This window comes from Micromonospora sp. LZ37 (assembly GCF_059359015.1).
Genome location: NZ_JCADBL010000012.1, coordinates 17,892 through 35,042 on the forward strand (window position 1 = coordinate 17,892; position 17,151 = coordinate 35,042).

The 17,151-nt window shown below is 72.8% G+C and carries 18 protein-coding genes; 10 read left to right on the forward strand and 8 right to left on the reverse strand.

The window, feature by feature from the left end:
• Positions 1 to 155: 155 nt before the first annotated feature.
• The 4 genes from AC5L3Z_RS22825 to glnA form a co-directional block, all read right to left on the reverse strand.
• Positions 156 to 530: a VOC family protein gene (locus AC5L3Z_RS22825; RefSeq protein ID WP_494844903.1), complete on the reverse strand. Its 375-nt coding sequence runs from the start codon at positions 528 to 530 to the stop codon at positions 156 to 158.
• Between the two features lie 150 nt (positions 531 to 680).
• On the reverse strand, positions 681 to 1,373 hold the full coding sequence (locus AC5L3Z_RS22830) for a helix-turn-helix transcriptional regulator (RefSeq protein WP_494844905.1): 693 nt from the start codon (positions 1,371 to 1,373) through the stop codon (positions 681 to 683).
• A 36-nt stretch (positions 1,374 to 1,409) separates the two neighbouring features.
• Complete coding sequence (locus tag AC5L3Z_RS22835; RefSeq protein WP_494844906.1) at positions 1,410 to 1,835, reverse strand: DUF350 domain-containing protein; 426 nt, start codon at positions 1,833 to 1,835, stop codon at positions 1,410 to 1,412.
• A gap of 91 nt (positions 1,836 to 1,926) precedes the next feature.
• The gene (gene glnA, locus AC5L3Z_RS22840) at positions 1,927 to 3,276 is read right to left on the reverse strand and encodes a type I glutamate--ammonia ligase (RefSeq protein ID WP_494844908.1); all 1,350 of its coding nucleotides are present in this window, start codon (positions 3,274 to 3,276) and stop codon (positions 1,927 to 1,929) included.
• A 236-nt stretch (positions 3,277 to 3,512) separates the two neighbouring features.
• Here glnA and AC5L3Z_RS22845 point away from each other — a divergent pair, with 236 nt between their 5' ends.
• Positions 3,513 to 5,273, forward strand: a complete 1,761-nt coding sequence (locus AC5L3Z_RS22845) for an NAD+ synthase (protein ID WP_494844909.1) — start codon at positions 3,513 to 3,515, stop codon at positions 5,271 to 5,273.
• 123 nt (positions 5,274 to 5,396) lie between these two features.
• Positions 5,397 to 6,242: a 3-methyl-2-oxobutanoate hydroxymethyltransferase gene (gene panB, locus AC5L3Z_RS22850; protein WP_494844911.1), complete on the forward strand. Its 846-nt coding sequence runs from the start codon at positions 5,397 to 5,399 to the stop codon at positions 6,240 to 6,242.
• A gap of 85 nt (positions 6,243 to 6,327) precedes the next feature.
• Here panB and npdG read toward each other — a convergent pair whose 3' ends face one another.
• On the reverse strand, positions 6,328 to 7,026 hold the full coding sequence (gene npdG, locus AC5L3Z_RS22855; RefSeq protein ID WP_494844912.1) for an NADPH-dependent F420 reductase: 699 nt from the start codon (positions 7,024 to 7,026) through the stop codon (positions 6,328 to 6,330).
• Between the two features lie 70 nt (positions 7,027 to 7,096).
• Positions 7,097 to 8,530 carry an RNB domain-containing ribonuclease gene (locus AC5L3Z_RS22860; RefSeq protein WP_494844913.1) on the reverse strand — a complete coding sequence of 478 codons (1,434 nt, stop codon included), beginning with the start codon at positions 8,528 to 8,530 and terminating at the stop codon, positions 7,097 to 7,099.
• 72 nt (positions 8,531 to 8,602) lie between these two features.
• On the opposite strand from AC5L3Z_RS22860, the gene AC5L3Z_RS22865 reads away from it, so the two are divergent.
• From AC5L3Z_RS22865 to AC5L3Z_RS22890, 6 genes are all read left to right on the forward strand, one after another.
• Positions 8,603 to 9,901: a hypothetical protein gene (locus tag AC5L3Z_RS22865; RefSeq protein ID WP_494844915.1), complete on the forward strand. Its 1,299-nt coding sequence runs from the start codon at positions 8,603 to 8,605 to the stop codon at positions 9,899 to 9,901.
• A 91-nt stretch (positions 9,902 to 9,992) separates the two neighbouring features.
• Entirely contained in the window at positions 9,993 to 10,421 is a 429-nt protein-coding gene (locus AC5L3Z_RS22870; protein WP_494844916.1) for a hypothetical protein, read from the forward strand.
• Between the two features lie 38 nt (positions 10,422 to 10,459).
• The gene (locus AC5L3Z_RS22875; RefSeq protein WP_494844918.1) at positions 10,460 to 10,963 is read left to right on the forward strand and encodes an NUDIX hydrolase; all 504 of its coding nucleotides are present in this window, start codon (positions 10,460 to 10,462) and stop codon (positions 10,961 to 10,963) included.
• A 50-nt stretch (positions 10,964 to 11,013) separates the two neighbouring features.
• Positions 11,014 to 12,618 carry an SMI1/KNR4 family protein gene (locus tag AC5L3Z_RS22880; RefSeq protein ID WP_494844920.1) on the forward strand — a complete coding sequence of 535 codons (1,605 nt, stop codon included), beginning with the start codon at positions 11,014 to 11,016 and terminating at the stop codon, positions 12,616 to 12,618.
• Between the two features lie 83 nt (positions 12,619 to 12,701).
• Positions 12,702 to 13,319: a DUF2625 family protein gene (locus AC5L3Z_RS22885; protein WP_494844921.1), complete on the forward strand. Its 618-nt coding sequence runs from the start codon at positions 12,702 to 12,704 to the stop codon at positions 13,317 to 13,319.
• A gap of 66 nt (positions 13,320 to 13,385) precedes the next feature.
• Positions 13,386 to 14,120 carry a VOC family protein gene (locus AC5L3Z_RS22890; protein ID WP_494844922.1) on the forward strand — a complete coding sequence of 245 codons (735 nt, stop codon included), beginning with the start codon at positions 13,386 to 13,388 and terminating at the stop codon, positions 14,118 to 14,120.
• A gap of 117 nt (positions 14,121 to 14,237) precedes the next feature.
• On the opposite strand, the gene AC5L3Z_RS22895 is transcribed toward AC5L3Z_RS22890, so the two are convergent.
• Positions 14,238 to 14,573: a hypothetical protein gene (locus tag AC5L3Z_RS22895; protein WP_494844924.1), complete on the reverse strand. Its 336-nt coding sequence runs from the start codon at positions 14,571 to 14,573 to the stop codon at positions 14,238 to 14,240.
• A 192-nt stretch (positions 14,574 to 14,765) separates the two neighbouring features.
• Here AC5L3Z_RS22895 and AC5L3Z_RS22900 point away from each other — a divergent pair, with 192 nt between their 5' ends.
• Complete coding sequence (locus tag AC5L3Z_RS22900) at positions 14,766 to 15,446, forward strand: hypothetical protein (protein WP_494844925.1); 681 nt, start codon at positions 14,766 to 14,768, stop codon at positions 15,444 to 15,446.
• 157 nt (positions 15,447 to 15,603) lie between these two features.
• Entirely contained in the window at positions 15,604 to 16,332 is a 729-nt protein-coding gene (locus tag AC5L3Z_RS22905) for an SMI1/KNR4 family protein (protein ID WP_494844926.1), read from the forward strand.
• A gap of 86 nt (positions 16,333 to 16,418) precedes the next feature.
• On the opposite strand, the gene AC5L3Z_RS22910 is transcribed toward AC5L3Z_RS22905, so the two are convergent.
• Complete coding sequence (locus tag AC5L3Z_RS22910) at positions 16,419 to 17,117, reverse strand: TetR/AcrR family transcriptional regulator (protein WP_494844928.1); 699 nt, start codon at positions 17,115 to 17,117, stop codon at positions 16,419 to 16,421.
• Positions 17,118 to 17,151: the final 34 nt, after the last annotated feature.

A 17,151-nucleotide genomic window follows, 5' to 3' on the forward strand; every position in this document is an offset into this window, starting at 1 on the left:
GCATCGGCTGCGGCCGGGGCCCCGCATTCCAGCACCGCACCGCCGAGCGGACCGGCCACGGCGCCGGCCGGTCGCGTCGCTCGATCGGCTCAGGAGGGGCGATGTGGCGGTGTCCAGGATGACCGGGACGCCGCCACACCGCATGCCAGCGGGGCTCAGGCGGATGGCGGGGGCGTGAAGACGCCGAGGTGGTTGCCGGCCGGGTCGAGCAGGTGGGCGAAGCTGAGTCCACTCGGCGTGGTCTTCACCGGCATGAGGACCTTGCCGCCGGCCGCCTCGGCCCGCCGGCAGGTCTCCGCCACGTCGGCGACCTCGGCGTAGAAGACCGCGTAGTTCGGCGTCGTGCCGTCGGTCGCCCGGATCGCCCCGCCGATCCCCGCCCCCGCGCCGGCCCCGGTCACCCGGTAGGACCCGCCGTTGGCGGCCCCCTGCTCCTCGAAGGTCCAACCGAACAGCTCCCCGTAGAAGCGTTCCGCCTCCTCCGGCCGGTCGGTGCCGATCTCGAACCAGGTGATGGGCGTCGTGGACATCTGTTGCCTCCTCCCGCGCCGACCGGTCGGCCGGCGTCGTCAGGAGCAGTTTCGAAGCCGTCCGCGACACCGTCCTGTCGGTGTTTCCGCACCACCCTGACGGGGCCGTGGCGGACGGCGGCGCAGCGAGGCGACCGGGAGCGCCAAGCCTCAGACCAGGCTCAGCCGGCGGACCCGCTCGTGCGGGATGTCCAGGTCCTCCGGGCGCAGCTCCCGGGCCACCAGCTCGGGCAGCGCCCCCACGTCGCGGATCCGGTCGGTGCGGAAGCAACGCATCTCGTCGCGCAGCCGGCACCAGGCCAGCAGGTACCAGTGCCGGCGGTTGCCCAGATAGCCCAGCGGCTCGACGTCGCGGACCGAATCGGTGCCGCCCCGGTCGGCGTACCTGATGCGCAGCACCCGCCGGGCGGAGACCGCGTCGGCGACGATGGCCGGGACGGGCGTGGCCGGCCCGTCGCCGATCAGGTGCACCCGACCGGCGAGCCGGTGCGCCTCGGCCACGTCGGCGGGCGGCATCACCGCGACCAGCTTGCGCAACGCGCTGACGCCCGGCCCGGCGAACGGCGTGCCGGCCAGCCGGTGCAGCGCGACGGCCATCGCCACCGCCTCGCCGGCGGTCAGGTTGACCGGCGGCAGCGTGTGCGCCCGGTCCACCGCGTAACCGCCGGTGCGCCCCGGCTCGGCCCAGATCGGCACCCCGGACTGTTGCAGCGCCCCGATGTCACGCTCGATGGTGCGGCTGCTGACCTCGAAGCGGGCGGCCAGCCAGCGGGCGCTGCGCGGCCGTGGCGACACCGCCCGCAGCTCCTCGACCAGGGCGTAGAGACGGTCCGTGCGGTTCATGCCCGGCAGGGTACGACCGGGGTACGACGACCGCGCTCAGGCGATGCAGGCGCAGACGATCAGCGCCGCCCCGAAGTGGGCAGCCGCGCTGACCCGGGCCGCCGGGTGCGGCTCCTCCGAGCAGATGACCTCGCCCAGTTTGCCCGGGGTCAGCAGGTCGAGCACGAAGAAGGCCAACGCCATGATGGCCAGCCCGACCAGCCCGAAGATCACCGTGGAGGCGAGCCCCTTGCCGAAGTCGCTGTAGCTGGTCAGGATCGCGGTGAAGACGATCCCGGCGATGCCGAGCTGGTTGGCCGCGAGCAGCAACCCGGCGTTGCTGTTGCGCTGCACCCAGATCAGCTCCCGCAGCTTGCCGGGAGTGAGCAGGTCGACCAGCACGAAGCCGGCCGCCATCAGCGCCACCCCGACGACCCCGAAGACGACGCTCTGCCATGCTCCGGTGAGCAGGTCCTCCAGCACCGACTGCCTCCCGACGTCCGGCGCGCGGCGGGAGCGCCGACGCGGTGATCGAGACGATAGCGGCCCCGCGCCACCGGCGGCAGCCCCCGACCTACAGCGACAGGTAGCGCTGCCGCTCGTACGGGGTCACCTCGCGGCGGTACTGCTCCCACTCGGCCCGCTTGTTGCGCAGGAAGAAGTCGAAGACGTGCTCGCCGAGCACCTCGGCGACCAGCTCGGAGCCGGCCATCACGTCGATCGCCTCGGCCAGGTTCTCCGGCAGCGCCTCGTACCCCATGGCCCGGCGCTCGGCGCTGGTCAGCGACCAGACGTCGTCCTCGGCGCCCGGCGGCAGCTCGTAGCCCTCCTCGATGCCCTTGAGGCCGGCGCCGAGCATCACCGCGAAGGCCAGGTACGGGTTGGTCGCCGAGTCCAGCGAGCGGACCTCCACCCGGGCCGAGTTCGGCTTGCCGTACGCCGGCACCCGGACCAGCGCGGAGCGGTTCAGGTGGCCCCAGCAGACGTACGCCGGGCTCTCGGTGATCCGGTCCGGCAGCGCCAGCGGGAAGAGCCGCTTGTACGAGTTCACCCACTGGTTGGTGACGGCGGTGTACTCCCGGGCGTGCATCAGCAGGCCGGCGATGAACGACTTCGCCACCTTGGAGAGCTTCATCGGGTCGCCGGCGTCGTGGAACGCGTTGCGCTCCCCCTCGAACAGCGACAGGTGGGTGTGCATGCCGCTGCCCGGCTGGTCGGTGAAGGGCTTCGGCATGAAGGTGGCCTGCACGCCGGTGGAGAGCGCCACCTCCTTCACCACGTGCCGGAAGGTCATGATGTTGTCGGCGGTGGTCAGCGCGTCGGCGTAGCGCAGGTCGATCTCCTGCTGGCCGGGGGCGACCTCGTGGTGGCTGAACTCCACCGAGATGCCGATCCGCTCCAGGGCCAGCACGGCCTGGCGGCGGAAGTCCCGCGCGACGGCGTGCGTGGTGTGCTCGAAGTAGCCGCCGCTGTCCACGGGCACCGGTGGCGACCCGTCCATCGGCCCGTTCTCCAGCAGGAAGAACTCGATCTCCGGGTGGGTGTAGAAGGTGAAGCCCTTCTCGGCGGCCTTGGAGAGCATCCGGCGCAGCACGTGCCGCGGGTCGGCCCAGGAGGGCCCGCCGTCGGGCAGCAGGATGTCGCAGAACATCCGGGCGCTCTCGCCGCTGACCCCGCCCTCGAACGGGAAGACCTGGAAGGTGGTGGGGTCGGGCATCGCGACCATGTCGGACTCGAAGACCCGGGCGAAGCCCTCGATCGCGGAGCCGTCGAACCCGATGCCCTCGTCGAAGGCCGCCTCCAGCTCGGCGGGGGCGACCGACACGCTCTTGAGCGTGCCGAGCACGTCGGTGAACCACAGCCGGACGAACCGGATGTCCCGCTCTTCCAGCGTACGGAGGACGAACTCCTGCTGACGGTCCACTGCCCCAACCCCTCGCGACACTCTTGTCCGCCTTCGACCGGGCTTCACCCGACCTGACCGCCCAGTCTCCCCGGGCCTCGTTACGCCGACGTTACGCGACCCGTCGCCGCCCGTCCCGCCCCGTCCGCCCCCTCGCGCACCGACCCGCCCCGGCCCGGCGCGGCCCCCGCGCCCGGGTGGGCGCCGTTGCGTCCCGGGCGCCGGTCGACGCGCCCCCGCTGGGGCAAGATGAGGTCATGCCCACCCTGCGTCTCGCCCTGTCCCAGGTCAACCCGACCGTCGGTGACATCGCCGGCAACGTCGAGCTGGTCCGCGCGTGGAGCCGCAAGGCCGCCGACGCCGGCGCCCAGCTGGTCGCCTTCCCCGAGCTGATGCTCACCGGGTACCCGGTCGAGGACCTGGTCTTCCGCCGCTCCTTCGTCGCCGCGTCGAAGGCGGCGCTGGAGCGGCTCGCCGCCGACCTGGCCGCCGACGGCCTCGGTGACCTGCCGGTCGTGGTCGGCTACCTGGACGCCGACGGGCCGCCCCAGGTCAGTGGGGACGCCGAGCCGGGCCGGGGGGCCCGCAACGCCGCCGCGCTGCTGCACTCCGGCGGCGTCGTCGCCACGTACTTCAAGCACCACCTGCCCAACTACGGCGTCTTCGACGAGGACCGGTACTTCGTCCCCGGCGACACGCTGACCGTGGTGCGGATCGGTGGGGTGGACGTCGCGCTGACCATCTGCGAGGACCTGTGGCAGGCCGGCGGCCCCTTCGCGGTGGCCCGGCGGGCCGGCGTCGGCCTGGTGGTCAACATCAACGGCTCGCCGTACGAGCTGAACAAGGACGACCTCCGGTTGTCGCTGGTGCGCCGCCGGGCCGCCGAGGCCGGCGCCCCGATCGCGTACGTCAACATGATCGGCGGCCAGGACGAACTGGTCTTCGAGGGCGACTCGATGATCGTGACGCCGGACGGCGTCCTGCTCGCCCGGGCCCCGCAGTTCGTCGAGCACCTGCTGGTGCACGACGTGGAGCTGCCCGACGCGGCCGGGCACGCCGACACCGGCGAGGAGCTGGCCGACAGCATGCGGGTGTCCCGCCGTACCGTCGAGGTGGTGCCGCCGGCCCCGACGGGCCCGGCGGCCGGCGGTGGGGTGCTGGAGCCGGTCGCCGACGAGGCCGAGGTCTGGCAGGCGCTGGTGCTCGGCCTGCGCGACTACGTCGACAAGAACCGGTTCCCGTCGGTGGTGCTCGGCCTCTCCGGCGGCATCGACTCGGCGGTGGTGGCGACCCTCGCCGTCGACGCGCTCGGCCCGGAGCGGGTGGTCGGGGTGTCGCTGCCCAGCCAGCACTCCTCGGAGCACTCCCGGGTGGACGCGGAGGACCTGGCCAAGCGGACCGGGCTGGACTACCGGATCGAACCGATCCAGCCGATGGTGGACACCTTCCTGGCCAACCTGTCGCTCGCCGGGGTGGCGGTGGAGAACCTCCAGGCCCGGGTGCGCGGCGTGATCCTGATGGCGCTGTCGAACCAGGAGGGTCACCTCGTCCTCACCACCGGCAACAAGAGCGAGCTGGCGGTCGGCTACTCGACGCTGTACGGCGACTCCGTCGGCGGCTTCAACCCGGTCAAGGACGTCTGGAAGACGCTGATCTGGCGGCTGGCGAAGTGGCGCAACGCCGAGGCGGCGCGCCGGGGCGAGACCCCGCCCATCCCGGAGAGCTCGATCGGCAAGCCGCCCTCGGCCGAGCTGAGCCCCGGCCAGCTGGACAGCGACAGCCTGCCCGACTACGACGTGCTGGACCCGATCCTGATCGGCTACGTCGACGGCGACCTGGGCCGGGACGGCCTGGTCGGGTCCGGCCACGACCCGGCCGTGGTCGACAAGGTGCTCCGACTGGTGGACACCGCCGAGTACAAGCGCCGGCAGTCCGCGCCGGGCACGAAGATCTCCATGAAGGCGTTCGGGCGGGACCGCCGGCTGCCGATCACCAACCGCTGGCGCGAGAACGGCTGATCCCCTTCCCGGCGGGGCGGAGTGAAATCCTCCACTCCGCCCTGCCGCCACCGGGCCGACCGGTGCGACGATCGCGGCGGAACCCGGGGACCGCGACGGCGGCCTCGAGGAAAGGAGACAGTCATGGTGGAGTCCACCCCGACCGAGGTGACCGCCCTGTACGGCGGGCCGGCCACCCGACGGGTCCGCACCCGCGACCTGATCGCCGCCAAGGAGCGCGGCGAGCGCTGGCCGATGCTCACCTCGTACGACCAGTACACCGCCTCGATCTTCGACGCCGCCGGCGTGCCGGTGCTGCTGGTCGGCGACTCGGCGGCGAACAACGTGTTCGGCTACGAGACCACCCTGCCGGTGACGGCCGAGGAGCTGCTGCCGCTGGTCCGGGCCGTGGTCCGGGCCACCCGGCACTCGCTGATCGTCGGCGACCTGCCCTTCGGCTCGTACGAGGAGGGTCCGACGCAGGCGCTGCGCACCGCGGTGCGGTTCATGAAGGAGGGCGGCTGCCACGCGGTGAAGCTGGAGGGCGGCCGGCGCTGCGCCGACCAGATCGCCGCGATCGTCGGCGCCGGCATCCCGGTGATGGCGCACATCGGCTTCACCCCGCAGAGCGAGCACACCCTGGGCGGCTACCGGGTGCAGGGTCGGGGCGACACCGCCGACGAGGTGATCGCCGACGCCCGGGCGGTGGCCGAGGCGGGCGCCTTCGCGGTGGTGCTGGAGATGGTGCCGGGCGAGGTGGCCAAGCGGATCACCGCGGAGCTGCCGATCCCGACCGTGGGCATCGGCGCCGGCCCCGACACCGACGCCCAGGTGCTGGTCTGGCAGGACATGGCCGGGCTGCGCACCGGCCGGGCGCCGCGCTTCGTCAAGCGCTACGCCGACCTGGCCGGCGCCCTGACCGAGGCGACCCGCGCCTTCGCCGACGAGGTCCGCGGCGGCGAGTTCCCCGCCGCCGAGCACACCTTCTGACGTACGCCCCGGGGCGCGGCGGCGGGACACCGCCGCCGCGCCCGTGGGTGCTGTCGCGGACCGGCCCGATGGTGGGCGGCGTCGGTCAGAGGTCGGTGACGCGGATGCCGGCGTGTGCCTTGTAGCGCTTGTTGATGGCGATCAGGTTGGCGGTGAACGCCTCGATCTGGTGGGCGTTGCGCAGCCGGCCGGCGTAGATGCCGCGCACGCCGGGGATCCGGGCGGCCAGCGCGCCGACGATGTCGACCAGCTCCCGGTCCTCGGTGCAGATCAGCACGTCCAGCTCGATCCGCTCCACCTCCGGATCGGCCAGCAGCGGCGCGCTGACGTGGTTGAACGCCGCGCAGACCCGGGAGTCCGGGAGCAGGGCGGCGGCCTGCTGCACGGCGCTGCCCTCGGGAACCGGGAGCGCGTACGGGCCCTGCTTGTCGAAGCCGAGCGGGTTGACGCAGTCGACCACGATCTTGCCGGCGAGCGGCTCGGCCAGCGCGCCGACCGTGGCGGCGTGCCCGTCCCACGGCACCGCGATGATCACCACATCGCTGCGCCGGGACACCTCGTCGTTGTCGGCCCCGGTCACCTCGGCGCCGGCCGGCACGCCGGGCAGCGCGGCGATCTCCGCGGCGGCCTGCGCGGCCCGCTCGGCGGAACGGGAACCGATCAGCACGGTCTGCCCGGCCCGGGCGAACCGGTAGGCGAGGCCCCGCCCCTGGTCGCCGGTGCCGCCGATGATGCCGACGGTCAGCCCGGACACGTCGGGCAGCGTGGTCGCGTCGTAAGCCATACGGCCATCCTCGCAAACGGCCGTCCCGGGCAGCAGCGCGAGCCGCTGTGACAATCCCCGCTGCGGGCCGTCAGGCGCGGGCGAAGAGGACCTTGCGGGCGACCGGGTCGGCGGTGACCAGGCGGACCTGGACCCGGCCGCCGAGCGGCAGCTCCCCGGTGCAGCGGGCGCGGACCGGCGGGGCGTCCAGCGCCACCGTGCCGCCGGGCGGCCGGCCCGGCTTCGCCTGCCCGTTGGGCGGGGCGTCCACGTCCAGCACGGCCGCCTCGAAGACCTCCCCGACCCGGTGTTCCAGCAGCACCGCCTCGGCCAGCTCGACGGCGCCCCGGGTGGCCGCCGACGCGGTCCGGTCGGTCGCCGCCATCACCTCCGGCAGCTTCGGCAGCGCCGCCCGGGCCCAGTCGGGCACCGGCCGGCCCTCGTGCAGGGCCAGGCAGACCTCCGTGGCGTACCGGTCGGCGAGCCGGCGCAGCGGGGCCGTGACGTGCGCGTACGCGGCCGCGACGCCGCCGTGCTCCGGCTGCTCGGGCAGCTCGCCGTCGAACGCCGTGTACGCCGCCCCGCGCATCAGCTCGGCCGCCTGGTCGATGAAGGCCGCGGCCCGGGGCTGGGAGGCGTCCAGCCCGGCCAGGACCTCCCCCACGCCCCTGCCGTCCGGCCACTCCACGCCCAGCGGGGTCGCCGCCGCCCGCAGCCGGGCCACCGCCTCCGGCCGGGGCGTGGGCATGGTGCGCAGCAGGCCGACCCGACCGGCGAGCATGATGTCGGCGGCGGCCATCCCGGTCAGCAGGGAGATCTGCGCGTTGTGGTCCTCCATCGGCACCGGGCCGCGCAGCACCAGCCGCCAGCCGTCGCCGTCGGGTTCGACGTCCTGTTCGGGCAGCGGCAGGTTGATCGCGCCCCGGCGCAGGCCGCGGGCGGTGAGCAGGTCGCCGATCTCGGGCAGCAGGGCGATCGGCTCGGGCAGCCGACCGGCGTCGGCGGCGGCCTGCACCCCGACGTAGTCCAGCTTGGCCCGGCTGCGGACCCGGGCGCGTTCCAGCGCCACGGCGACGGTGCCGCCGTCGCCGTCCAGGTCGATGGTCCAGAGCACGGCCGCCCGGTCGACGTCCGGCAGCAGGCTGGCGGCGCCCTCGCTGAGGGTGTGCGGGTGCAGCGGCACGTTGCCGTCGGGCAGGTAGACGGTCTGCCCGCGCCGCCAGGTCTCCTCCTCCAGCGCGCCGCCGGGGCGGACGTGGGCGGCGACGTCGGCGATGGCGTACCGGACCCGGTAGCCGCCGCCGGGTCGACGGCTCAGGTGCATCGCCTGGTCCAGGTCGCGTGAGCTCGCCGGGTCGACCGTGACGAACGGGACGTCGGTCCGGTCGGCCCCGGTGGGGGGCGGGGCGGCGGCCGACTCGTCCGCCTCGCGCTGCGCCGCGTCCGGAAAGCCGTCAGGCAGTCCAAGCTCGCGGCGCAGCGCGCCGAAGTCGATGCGGGGCGCCAGTACGCGTCGGATGACCACGGGTCAATCTTGGCAGCGTGGCGCGTGATCCGCTCTCCGGTGGACGGGCGGCGGCCACCGTACGGTCAGCCGGTGGCCTTCCGGGCGCGGGGCCGGGTGGCGGTCGCGGCGGTCGTACGCGCCGGGGTCTTGCGGGCGGTGACCTTCTTGACCGGGGTGGCCTTCTTCGCGGGCGCCTTCTTCGCCGGCGCCGTCTTCGCGGTGGCCTTCGTCGCGGTGGCCTTGCGGGTGGTGGCCGAGGAGGTCGCGGTGGTCTTCTTCGCCGGGGCCTTCCCGGCCGTGGTCTTCGACGCCGGCGCCGTCCTGGCGGTGACCTTCTTCGCCGGGGCCTTCCTGGCGGCGGTGGTCTTCTTCGCCGCCGACGTGGTGGTCTTCTTCGCCGCGCCGGTGGTCCCGCTGACCGCGGCGGTGGCCTTGCGGCCCGTCGAGGTGACCTTGCGGGCGCCGGTCGCGGCCTTGGTCGCGGTGGTCCGCTTCGCCGCGGTGGTGGTCTTCTTCGCCGCGGTGGTGGTCTTCGCGGCGGCCTTCTTCCCGGGCGCCTTCGCCGCGGTCGTCGTCTTCGCGGCGGCCTTCTTCGCCGGCGCCTTCGCCGCGGTCGTCGCCTTCTCGGCCGCCTTCTTCGCCGGCGCCTTCTTCGCGGGCGCCCTGGACGCGGGGGCCTTCTTCGCGGTGGCCCTGGCCGCCGGGGCCTGCTTCGCGGTGGCCCTGGCCGCCGGGGCCTGCTTCGCCACCGCCCGCTTCGCCGCCGTCTTCCGCGCCGCCGTCGCCTTCCCGGCCGCCGTCTTCTTCGCGGTGGTCGCCGTGCTGGCCGGGGAGCGTCCCGCGCCCGCGCCGGCCGCGCTCGGGGAAGCCTTGGTGACCGCTGCCGTGCGGGTCCCCCCGGTGGCGGCGGCGGGCTGGCGGGCCGCGCTGCTCCGGGTGGTGCCGGCGGTCCGCTCCGCCGCGGCGGTCTTCGTCGCGGCCGGACGCCGGGTGGCCGGGCGGGTGGTGGCCTGTTGCGCTTCGGCCATCTCGGTTCCCTTCTTGGGACATGCTCCCGCGTGCCTCCTCGCGGAGACACGGAGTTCCTCGACGCGGGCCGTCCCGCGCCGTCTATCTGCCCTCCCCGGCCCAACGGGCGTCCTCGGCGTCCCACGCTTCGTTGCGCTCCCGCACCCTCTGCAGGGCGTTCTCCGCGTCGGCGGCCGAGGCGTACGGTCCGAGAACGTGCCTCGCGGGGCACACGTCCGCGTCGGTCTCGACCCGGTGGTGTCGGGTGCACCAGTAGTAGTGCCCACCGATTCCGCTGTCGCTCATGGGATCACTGTGCACCGGGAGCAGCCCGGTCGCCACCGGATCGCCGCAAATAGCCCCCGATCTGTTCCACAGTAGACCTGCTCAGGGGCCCTGGAGGCGGGATTGGCGGATCCCGTCCGGTCCGACGGGGCAGCCGGCAGGGCCTCCGGTGGCGGAGAATCCCCCGGTGCGTTTCGGGGGACGAACATCGACACGGGCCCGCCGTGGGCTGCTCGCCGCGCTGGTGGTGACGCTGCTGGTGGTGGCGGCGGTGATGGTGGCGGTACCGCGGCTGCGGGACCGGTCGCAGCAGCGGCTGGAGCAGCGGGCGGACCGGGAGGTGACGGCGACGGCGCAGCGGACGCGGACCGAGCTGCTGGCCGAGCCGGCGGCCCCGGTGGCCCGCCTGCGCCGGACCGCCGACGACGTCGACGGGGTCGAGGTGCTCGCGGTCGAGCAGGGCGACGGGGTCCGGCTGGTCTTCCGGGTACGCGTGGCGAAGACCGCCTCGACGGTCTTCGGCTGGCAGCGGGCCACCGCGGTGGAGTGCTTCGCGCAGCTGGTGCGCCCCGGTGCCGGGCCGGCGGGGTTGGAGCGGCTGCCCTGCCCGGCGTGATCCGGCGGTGGACGGCTGCCGGCGGTTAGGGTCACCGGATGGGCGTACCGGACTACATCCTGCGGATGCGCAGGCACGTCGGCCACCAGCTGCTCTGGTTGCCGAGCGTCAGCGCGGTGGTCCGCAACGACGCCGGCGAACTGCTGCTGGGCCAACGCTCCGACGACGGCCGCTGGTCGGTGATCAGCGGCTTCGTCGAGCCGGGCGAGCAGCCGGCCACGGCGGTGGTGCGCGAGGTCGAGGAGGAGACCGGCCTACGCGTCGAGCCGGTCCGGTTGAGCAGCGTCGTCTCGCACCCGCACACGTACCCCAACGGTGACCGGTGCGAGTACCTGAACCTCGGTTTCCACTGCCGACTGCTCTCCGGCACCGCGCGGGTCAACGACGACGAGTCGCTGGCGGTGCGGTGGTTCCCGATGGACGCGCTGCCCGAGCTGGACGCGCACGCCCGGCTGGTGATCGGGCGGGCGCTCGACCCGGACGAGGCGGCCTGGTACCTGCCGGCCGGCCGGTCCTGGGACGACCTGACCGTGGTCGGCTGACCCCGCGTCGACGGTCACCTCCCGACCGCTGCGCCTGGCAGACTCCGGCCGTGGACAAGATCGAAGCAGCGATGCACGAACTCGGCACGGAGTTCGCCGCCGGACTCAGCCGGGACGGCTCGATGCAGGCCGCCCTGACGGAGAACGGCCGGACGAGCCGGACGTACGACGCGGCGGGCAACGGGGCGCTGATCGGCCGCTGGGACGACGACCTGAGCCCCGGCCTGCGGAATCTGATGGGGTTGGTCACGGCCGGCGCGGGCGGCACCGGCGAGTTCGTCGTGGAGTTGTCCGGGACCCGGGCGGGCGACTACGTGGTCAGCTGCTCCGCCGACCTGCCGTCGCTGCCGCCCCGGATCGTGCTCGACGCCGACTACCGCTACCCGAACCACCCCGCGCCGGGGATGGCGAAGCCGGCGGCGGCGGTCAACGACGGGCGGCCGACCGATGCGGCCGTGCTCGCCGAGGTGCGGGCCCTGGTCGCGGAGTTCCTCGCGCAGTGCGCCCGGCTGTACGGCCAGTCACCCCGGTTCGCACCCGGCCACAGCGAGGCGGAGATCCTGGCGGTCGAGGAACAGCTCGGGGTACGCCTGCCGGAGGACCTGCGGGCTCTCTACCGGACGATCCACGAGGACGGGCAGGAGTCCGGCCTGCTGGGCCGGTTCAGCCCGGCCCCGCTGGAACAGGTCGTCCACTGGTACCACAAGGGCGATCCCGGCTCGTACGGCTGGGACGACGGCCTGTTCGAGTACAACCCGGTGGTCCTAGAGACCCACCCGTTCGGGCACGTACGAAGGGTGTCCCGCAACGACTGGTGGGTGACCTTCGCGCCCGACTACAGCGGGAACTACGCCGCGGTGGACCTCGACCCGGCCGGTCGCGGCAGCTACGGCCAGGTGCTCACCTTCGGCCGGGACGTGTGGGGCCCGATCCAGTACGTCGCACCGTCGGTCCGGCACCTCATGCGGTCCGTCGTCGCCTCGCTGCGCGACCACGCGCGCTGGGACGACGGCAGCTGGAGCACCCCGAACCACGAATGGTCCGTCGACGTCGGCGATCGGACGCTCGCCGAGGCGGTGGCGGCGGCGCCGGACCCGTCGGTGGTCCAGTCAGCCCACCTGCGGGCCGTGACCCGGGTACGCCTCGCGGACCTGGCCGCCTTCCCGCACCTGCGCGCGGTCCGGATCCTCGACGTGCGGCAGAAGGCCGAGCACGTGGACCTGGCGATCCCGCCCGGCCTGCCGGTCGAGCAGCTCCACGTCGTGGCCGCGCGGTTCGAGCCGGAGCGGCTGGCCGCGACGCCGACGCTCGGGTACCTGACGCTGGCCGGCAACACCGAGCCGGTGTCGGTCGCCGCGCTCGCGGCGCTGCCGAACCTGGTGCGGCTGGACCTCGCCGAGGCGGTCGTCACGGACGTCGTCGCCGTCGCCGGGTTCCCGGAGCTGCGCGTCCTCGGTCTGAGCGCCCGGCAGTGGAAGGAGCTGCTGGACACCGGCTGGACGCCGGGGCGGCTGGCCGCCGTCGAGCTCGGCGGGCGCGCGAGCGTGCCCGAGGCGACCGCCTGGCTGACCAGGATCCGCGCTCTCGTCTCGGGCCGAGCCGACGGCACCGACCAGCCGGTGGTGCGGCACCGCACGGTCCGGGGCCGCCGCTGAGGGCGCCCAGGGCCGCATCCGGGTGTGCCTCCACCGCGGGCCCCGCAGTGCCGCACGGCTGATGCGCCTGGGACGCTGACTGGGTGGAACAGTCTGCGTGGGCCGCCGTTTCGGCGGTGGTGGCGGCGGCTCCGTACCCGGTGGAGGTGTTGCCGGTCGACCCGGAGCGGGCGGCGGCCTGCCTGACGGCCCTGGGGATCACGACCAGGTCGTGGCTCGGCGCCGTGATCGGCGCCAGTGGCGGCCTGCTGGTCGACCACGGTTGGCTGCGGGTGCTCGGGGGCGGGCACGACGGGCTGCTCGATGTGGCTGCCATGGTGGATCCCGAGGCCGGGCGACTTGTCGTCGCCTTCGACGTGCTGGGCGGACAGTTCGCGTGGTTGCCGGCTCAGCCGGGCGCAGCGCCGACCGTGCACTACTTCGGCCCGGACCACCTCGCCTGGCAGGACCTCGAACTCGGGTACGGCGCCTGGCTGGAGGCGATGCTCGCCGGCGGGGTGACGTCGTTCTACGAGGACTTGCGGTGGCCGGGGTGGGAGACCGAGGTGGCCGGCGTCGCGCCCGACGAGGGGATCAGCCTGTGGCCGCCGCCGTGGACCCGGGAGGGCAACGACCTCTCGGCGGTGTCCCGCAAGGCGATCCCGTTGGCCGAGCTCGTCTCGGCGCAGCAGGATGTGGCCCGCCAGCTCGGCTTCCACTAGGACCTGTGTCGAAGTCGGCCACAACCGGGCACCACCGCCGACTCGACGGGCCCTAGCATCACCGGCATGGCAACGCGGCTCGTGCAGATCAACATGAAGGCTCGGGACGACTCCGCGCTGGGCGGTTTCTGGGCGGAGGCGCTCGGCTGGGGAGTCTCCAGCGAGGGACCCGGTGTGACCAACCTCGAACCCGAGGGCTTCGTCTACCCCGACCCGGTCGCTGTCTGCGTCGACCTCGTCGTCTCCCCGGAACCCAAGACAGTGAAGAACCGCGTGCACGTCGACCTCGCCACCACCTCGGCGGCCCATCAGGCGCAGGTGGTCACGCGCCTGAAGGATCTCGGCGCGACACCCGCCGACGTGGGCCAGGGCGACGTCCCGTGGACGGTCATGGCCGACCCGGAGGGCAACGAGTTCTGCGTGCTGGAGCCGCGACCGATCTACCGGGACACCGGACCGATCGCCGCGGTGGTGGTCGACTGCGCGGATCCGCGAGCCATGGCCCGCTTCTGGAGCAAGGCCATGGACTGGACCCTGCACGAGGTGACCGACCATCACGCGGTACTGCGCTCCGCCAAGGACGTCGGCCCGTATCTGGAGTTCCTCCGCACACCCGACGTGAAGACCGGGTGGAACCGCGTCCATCTCGACGTCCGCCCGTACCCCGGCGACGACCTGGAGGTCGAGGCGGCCAGACTGCGGACTCTCGGCGCCACCGTCATCGACCTGGGCCAGAACGTCCCGTGGACCGTCCTCGCCGACCCGGAAGGCAACGAGTTCTGCCTCCTCACCCCAGGCTGACCCGAACCCTCGTCAGCCGCTCACCATGACCACCAACCCGGACTTTGCGACGCGCCCTGGGCGCCCGGCGACCCGGTCAGCCGCCGGGTCCCGGTGCCCGTGGCCGGTCGGCCCGCCTCAGACGGGGTAGTCCGTCCGATGGACGTAGGTGAGCCGGCCGGGGTCGACGGCCCAGCCGGTGAGCAGTGCGTTCAGCTCGTTCTCGTCCTGAGCCTGCGCGACCCGCAGATCGGTCATGCCATCGCCGGGCCCGATGCACCAGTCGTTGTCGATGTGGCTGGTCTCGAACTCGCGGTGGAAGAGGGTGAACGCCTGCCTGTCGTCGTCCGGATGCCGGATCGGGTAGATGGCGACCCAGGCTCGGCGATCGGGCAGGGCGGCGGGGACCTCGGCGACGATCAGCTGCCCGCGCCGGAGCGCGGTGCGCAGGGCCGTCGGCCAGCCATCGGTCATGGCGACGATTGAACCACCGTGGATCTCCTTCGCGGCCGCCGCTCGGCAGCGGCCCTGGACACCGGGCGGCTCGACCCTCTTCGAGCTTTCGTCAGGCCCCACGAAAGTTCCGGCCGCATGAGCGGAACTATCGACCGACGTGATGGAAAGGACTACTCTCCGACCAGACGACCCTCGATGCGAGGAGACGCCATGCCACGCCGCACCGGAAGACCCTCTTACCTGACGAAGCCTTCTGCGCCTCCTGATCGCCGACGCAAGGTCATTCTGGTGGGTGGCGTTGCCGCACTGGTGCTCGTCGTCGGTCTGCTCGGTGGGTTGATCGGAAACGCGGTGGGACGGCCGAGCGAATTCGACCGGAGCGTTGCCGCGATACATGAAGCCGAGGCCCGGCGCGACGTCCAGCAGATCATCGAACTGACCGAGGTGGCCCGCCGGACCGGGGAACAGCTCTCCCCGATCCTCCGCACCATCGAGAGCGACGCGGCAGCCGGGCGGACACCGGACAGCTCGCAGGCGCAAAAATGGCAGCAGACGATGCGCCAGCTCACGGCGCAGTTCGCCAACCCGCCATCCGGTTCGACCGCGACCAACGTCGCCCGTGGCGGCCTCAGGAACGCCGTCGAACAGGCCGCCGTGGCGGTCGATGCCGCCGCGCTGGCCACGGCAGGTCCCGAAGCCAGCCGCAAGGACCAGATGGCACTGGCCAGGCGACAGGCGACTCTCGCCGCCACCAACTGGTCGGTGGCCGCGACGCAACTGGACCAAATCAACATCGATTCCGGACAGGGGCACCAGCACGTGCACCTGGAGACCGGCGAGGAGGGCGACGCCTTCGCACCGGATGGGGCGGCAGAGGGCTCGGGCGGTTGAGCCGTCGGGTGCGGCGGCCGACCGGCGTCAGGGCCGACGGGCTGCCCCAGCCCCGGGTCACTGAGAGATATCAAACCCCGGCTGGACCCGGACGCGCTGCCTGATCAGCCGAAAGCTAGCCTCAGCCGTGGGCCAGGTGCGTTGATGGGCAGGCCGGATGACGGACATGTTCGATGTCGGGAAAGCCATGCTCTCCCCAGCCAGCGGCCGGGCGCAGGCTTGGAGCTTCATCCGGGACCTCGCGGCTGAGTGGACCCGGCCGTTGCGCAACGGCGACGGAGTTGACCACGAAGAGTTGCGTGACGCGGAAGAGGCGTTGGGATTCGAGCTTCCAGCGGCGTTACGTGAGGCGTACCTGCTCTTCGGTCGACGCGATGACCTCACCAGGAGCCAGGACCAGTTCTTGCCGCCACGCACCCTTGAGGTGGACGAGAGCGGTGGGGTGCTGGTTTTTCGGGACGAGAATCAGAGCCTGGCCTCGTGGGGCATACCGCTCGCCGACATCGCTGAGCCGGACCCTCCGGTGGTGATGGAGCACGGCGAGGGCTGGCAGCCATTTCTGGACCATGTCTCTCTGGCCTGCGTGGAGATGGTGCTCACCGAGGTGCTGTTCGGTTCCGAGTACCTGGAGAACGCGGCCGAACTCCCGTCCGACCTCATCAGCCTGGTCGAGGCGAACTACCAACGGGTGAACTTCCCCGAATACCCGATGTGGGCTGAACCGACGGAACCTGTTCGTTGGTTTTCCGCTCCAGGGCAGCTGCTGCGCTTGGACGGGAAAGGCGAGTGGACGTGGCTGTACGTCCGCGGCCGGACGGCCGACGATCTTCGTCAGATCTGCCATGTCATCCCGGCAAATTGGACTCTGGGAAACGGGCTGCTGTAGCGGCCTTGGCCAGGGTGGTGGGCCATTTTGGCTGCCCGGGGGTCAGGGCGCCGATGTCGGGCGTGGGCCGGACGGGCCACGTCGCGTCAGGACCGGTTGGCGGGCGTCCACCCCTGCTGGTGGAGCCGTTCGAACCCGTCGAGCAGCAGGTCGACCGCGAACTCGAACTCGAACTGGTCATCGCAGCCGCGGCCCACGACCGACGCTCCGTCGTGGGCGGAGGCCACAGCTATCTCCGCGATGTGGGGATACCGGGCTGCCATCTCCTGGAACATGGCTTCCTGCTTCTCCGGGTCGGCGGGTAGCGGTGAGCCGGGGAAGAGCTCCTGGGTGAAGCCCCACACGCGGCTTCCCAGCGCGTGCATCACATGGTGGGTGAGGTCGACGGAGAAGCCGCCGGCCCGGAACATCCCGACGATGGAGTTCAGGTAGTCCAGCACGACCGGGGTGGGCTGGGGACGGGACTCGATGACGCGCGACGCCCAGGGATGTCGCAACAGAACTCTTCGGGCCGAGAGGATGCGCTGGCGGATGCCGACCTTCCAGTCGGTGCCGGCAACCGGTGGATCGATCTCGCCGACGATGACGTCGACCATCCCGTCGAGGAGCTGTTCCTTGTTGGCCACGTGCTTGTAGAGCGCCATCGGCACCACGCCCAGCTCCTGGGCGAGGTTACGCATACTCAGCGACTCGATCCCGACGTTGTCGGCGAGCGCGACGGCGGCGCGCAGCACGCGGTCCCGGTTGAGGGGGGCCCGGCGCGCCCCGTCCACCTGCTGGACCATCTCGACGCCTTCCTTTCGCACAGGTGTGGACCAA

Excerpts from the sequence above, each read along its gene's own strand:
- AC5L3Z_RS22825 (WP_494844903.1), bottom strand. The coding sequence starts at position 530 with ATGTCCACGACGCCCATCACCTGGTTCGAGATCGGCACCGACCGGCCG.
- AC5L3Z_RS22830 (WP_494844905.1), bottom strand. The coding sequence starts at position 1,373 with ATGAACCGCACGGACCGTCTCTACGCCCTGGTCGAGGAGCTGCGGGCG.
- AC5L3Z_RS22845 (WP_494844909.1), top strand. The coding sequence starts at position 3,513 with ATGCCCACCCTGCGTCTCGCCCTGTCCCAGGTCAACCCGACCGTCGGT.
- panB (WP_494844911.1), top strand. The coding sequence starts at position 5,397 with ATGGTGGAGTCCACCCCGACCGAGGTGACCGCCCTGTACGGCGGGCCG.
- npdG (WP_494844912.1), bottom strand. The coding sequence starts at position 7,026 with ATGGCTTACGACGCGACCACGCTGCCCGACGTGTCCGGGCTGACCGTC.
- AC5L3Z_RS22875 (WP_494844918.1), top strand. The coding sequence starts at position 10,460 with ATGGGCGTACCGGACTACATCCTGCGGATGCGCAGGCACGTCGGCCAC.
- AC5L3Z_RS22890 (WP_494844922.1), top strand. The coding sequence starts at position 13,386 with ATGGCAACGCGGCTCGTGCAGATCAACATGAAGGCTCGGGACGACTCC.
- AC5L3Z_RS22895 (WP_494844924.1), bottom strand. The coding sequence starts at position 14,573 with ATGACCGATGGCTGGCCGACGGCCCTGCGCACCGCGCTCCGGCGCGGG.
- AC5L3Z_RS22900 (WP_494844925.1), top strand. The coding sequence starts at position 14,766 with ATGCCACGCCGCACCGGAAGACCCTCTTACCTGACGAAGCCTTCTGCG.
- AC5L3Z_RS22905 (WP_494844926.1), top strand. The coding sequence starts at position 15,604 with ATGACGGACATGTTCGATGTCGGGAAAGCCATGCTCTCCCCAGCCAGC.
- AC5L3Z_RS22910 (WP_494844928.1), bottom strand. The coding sequence starts at position 17,117 with ATGGTCCAGCAGGTGGACGGGGCGCGCCGGGCCCCCCTCAACCGGGAC.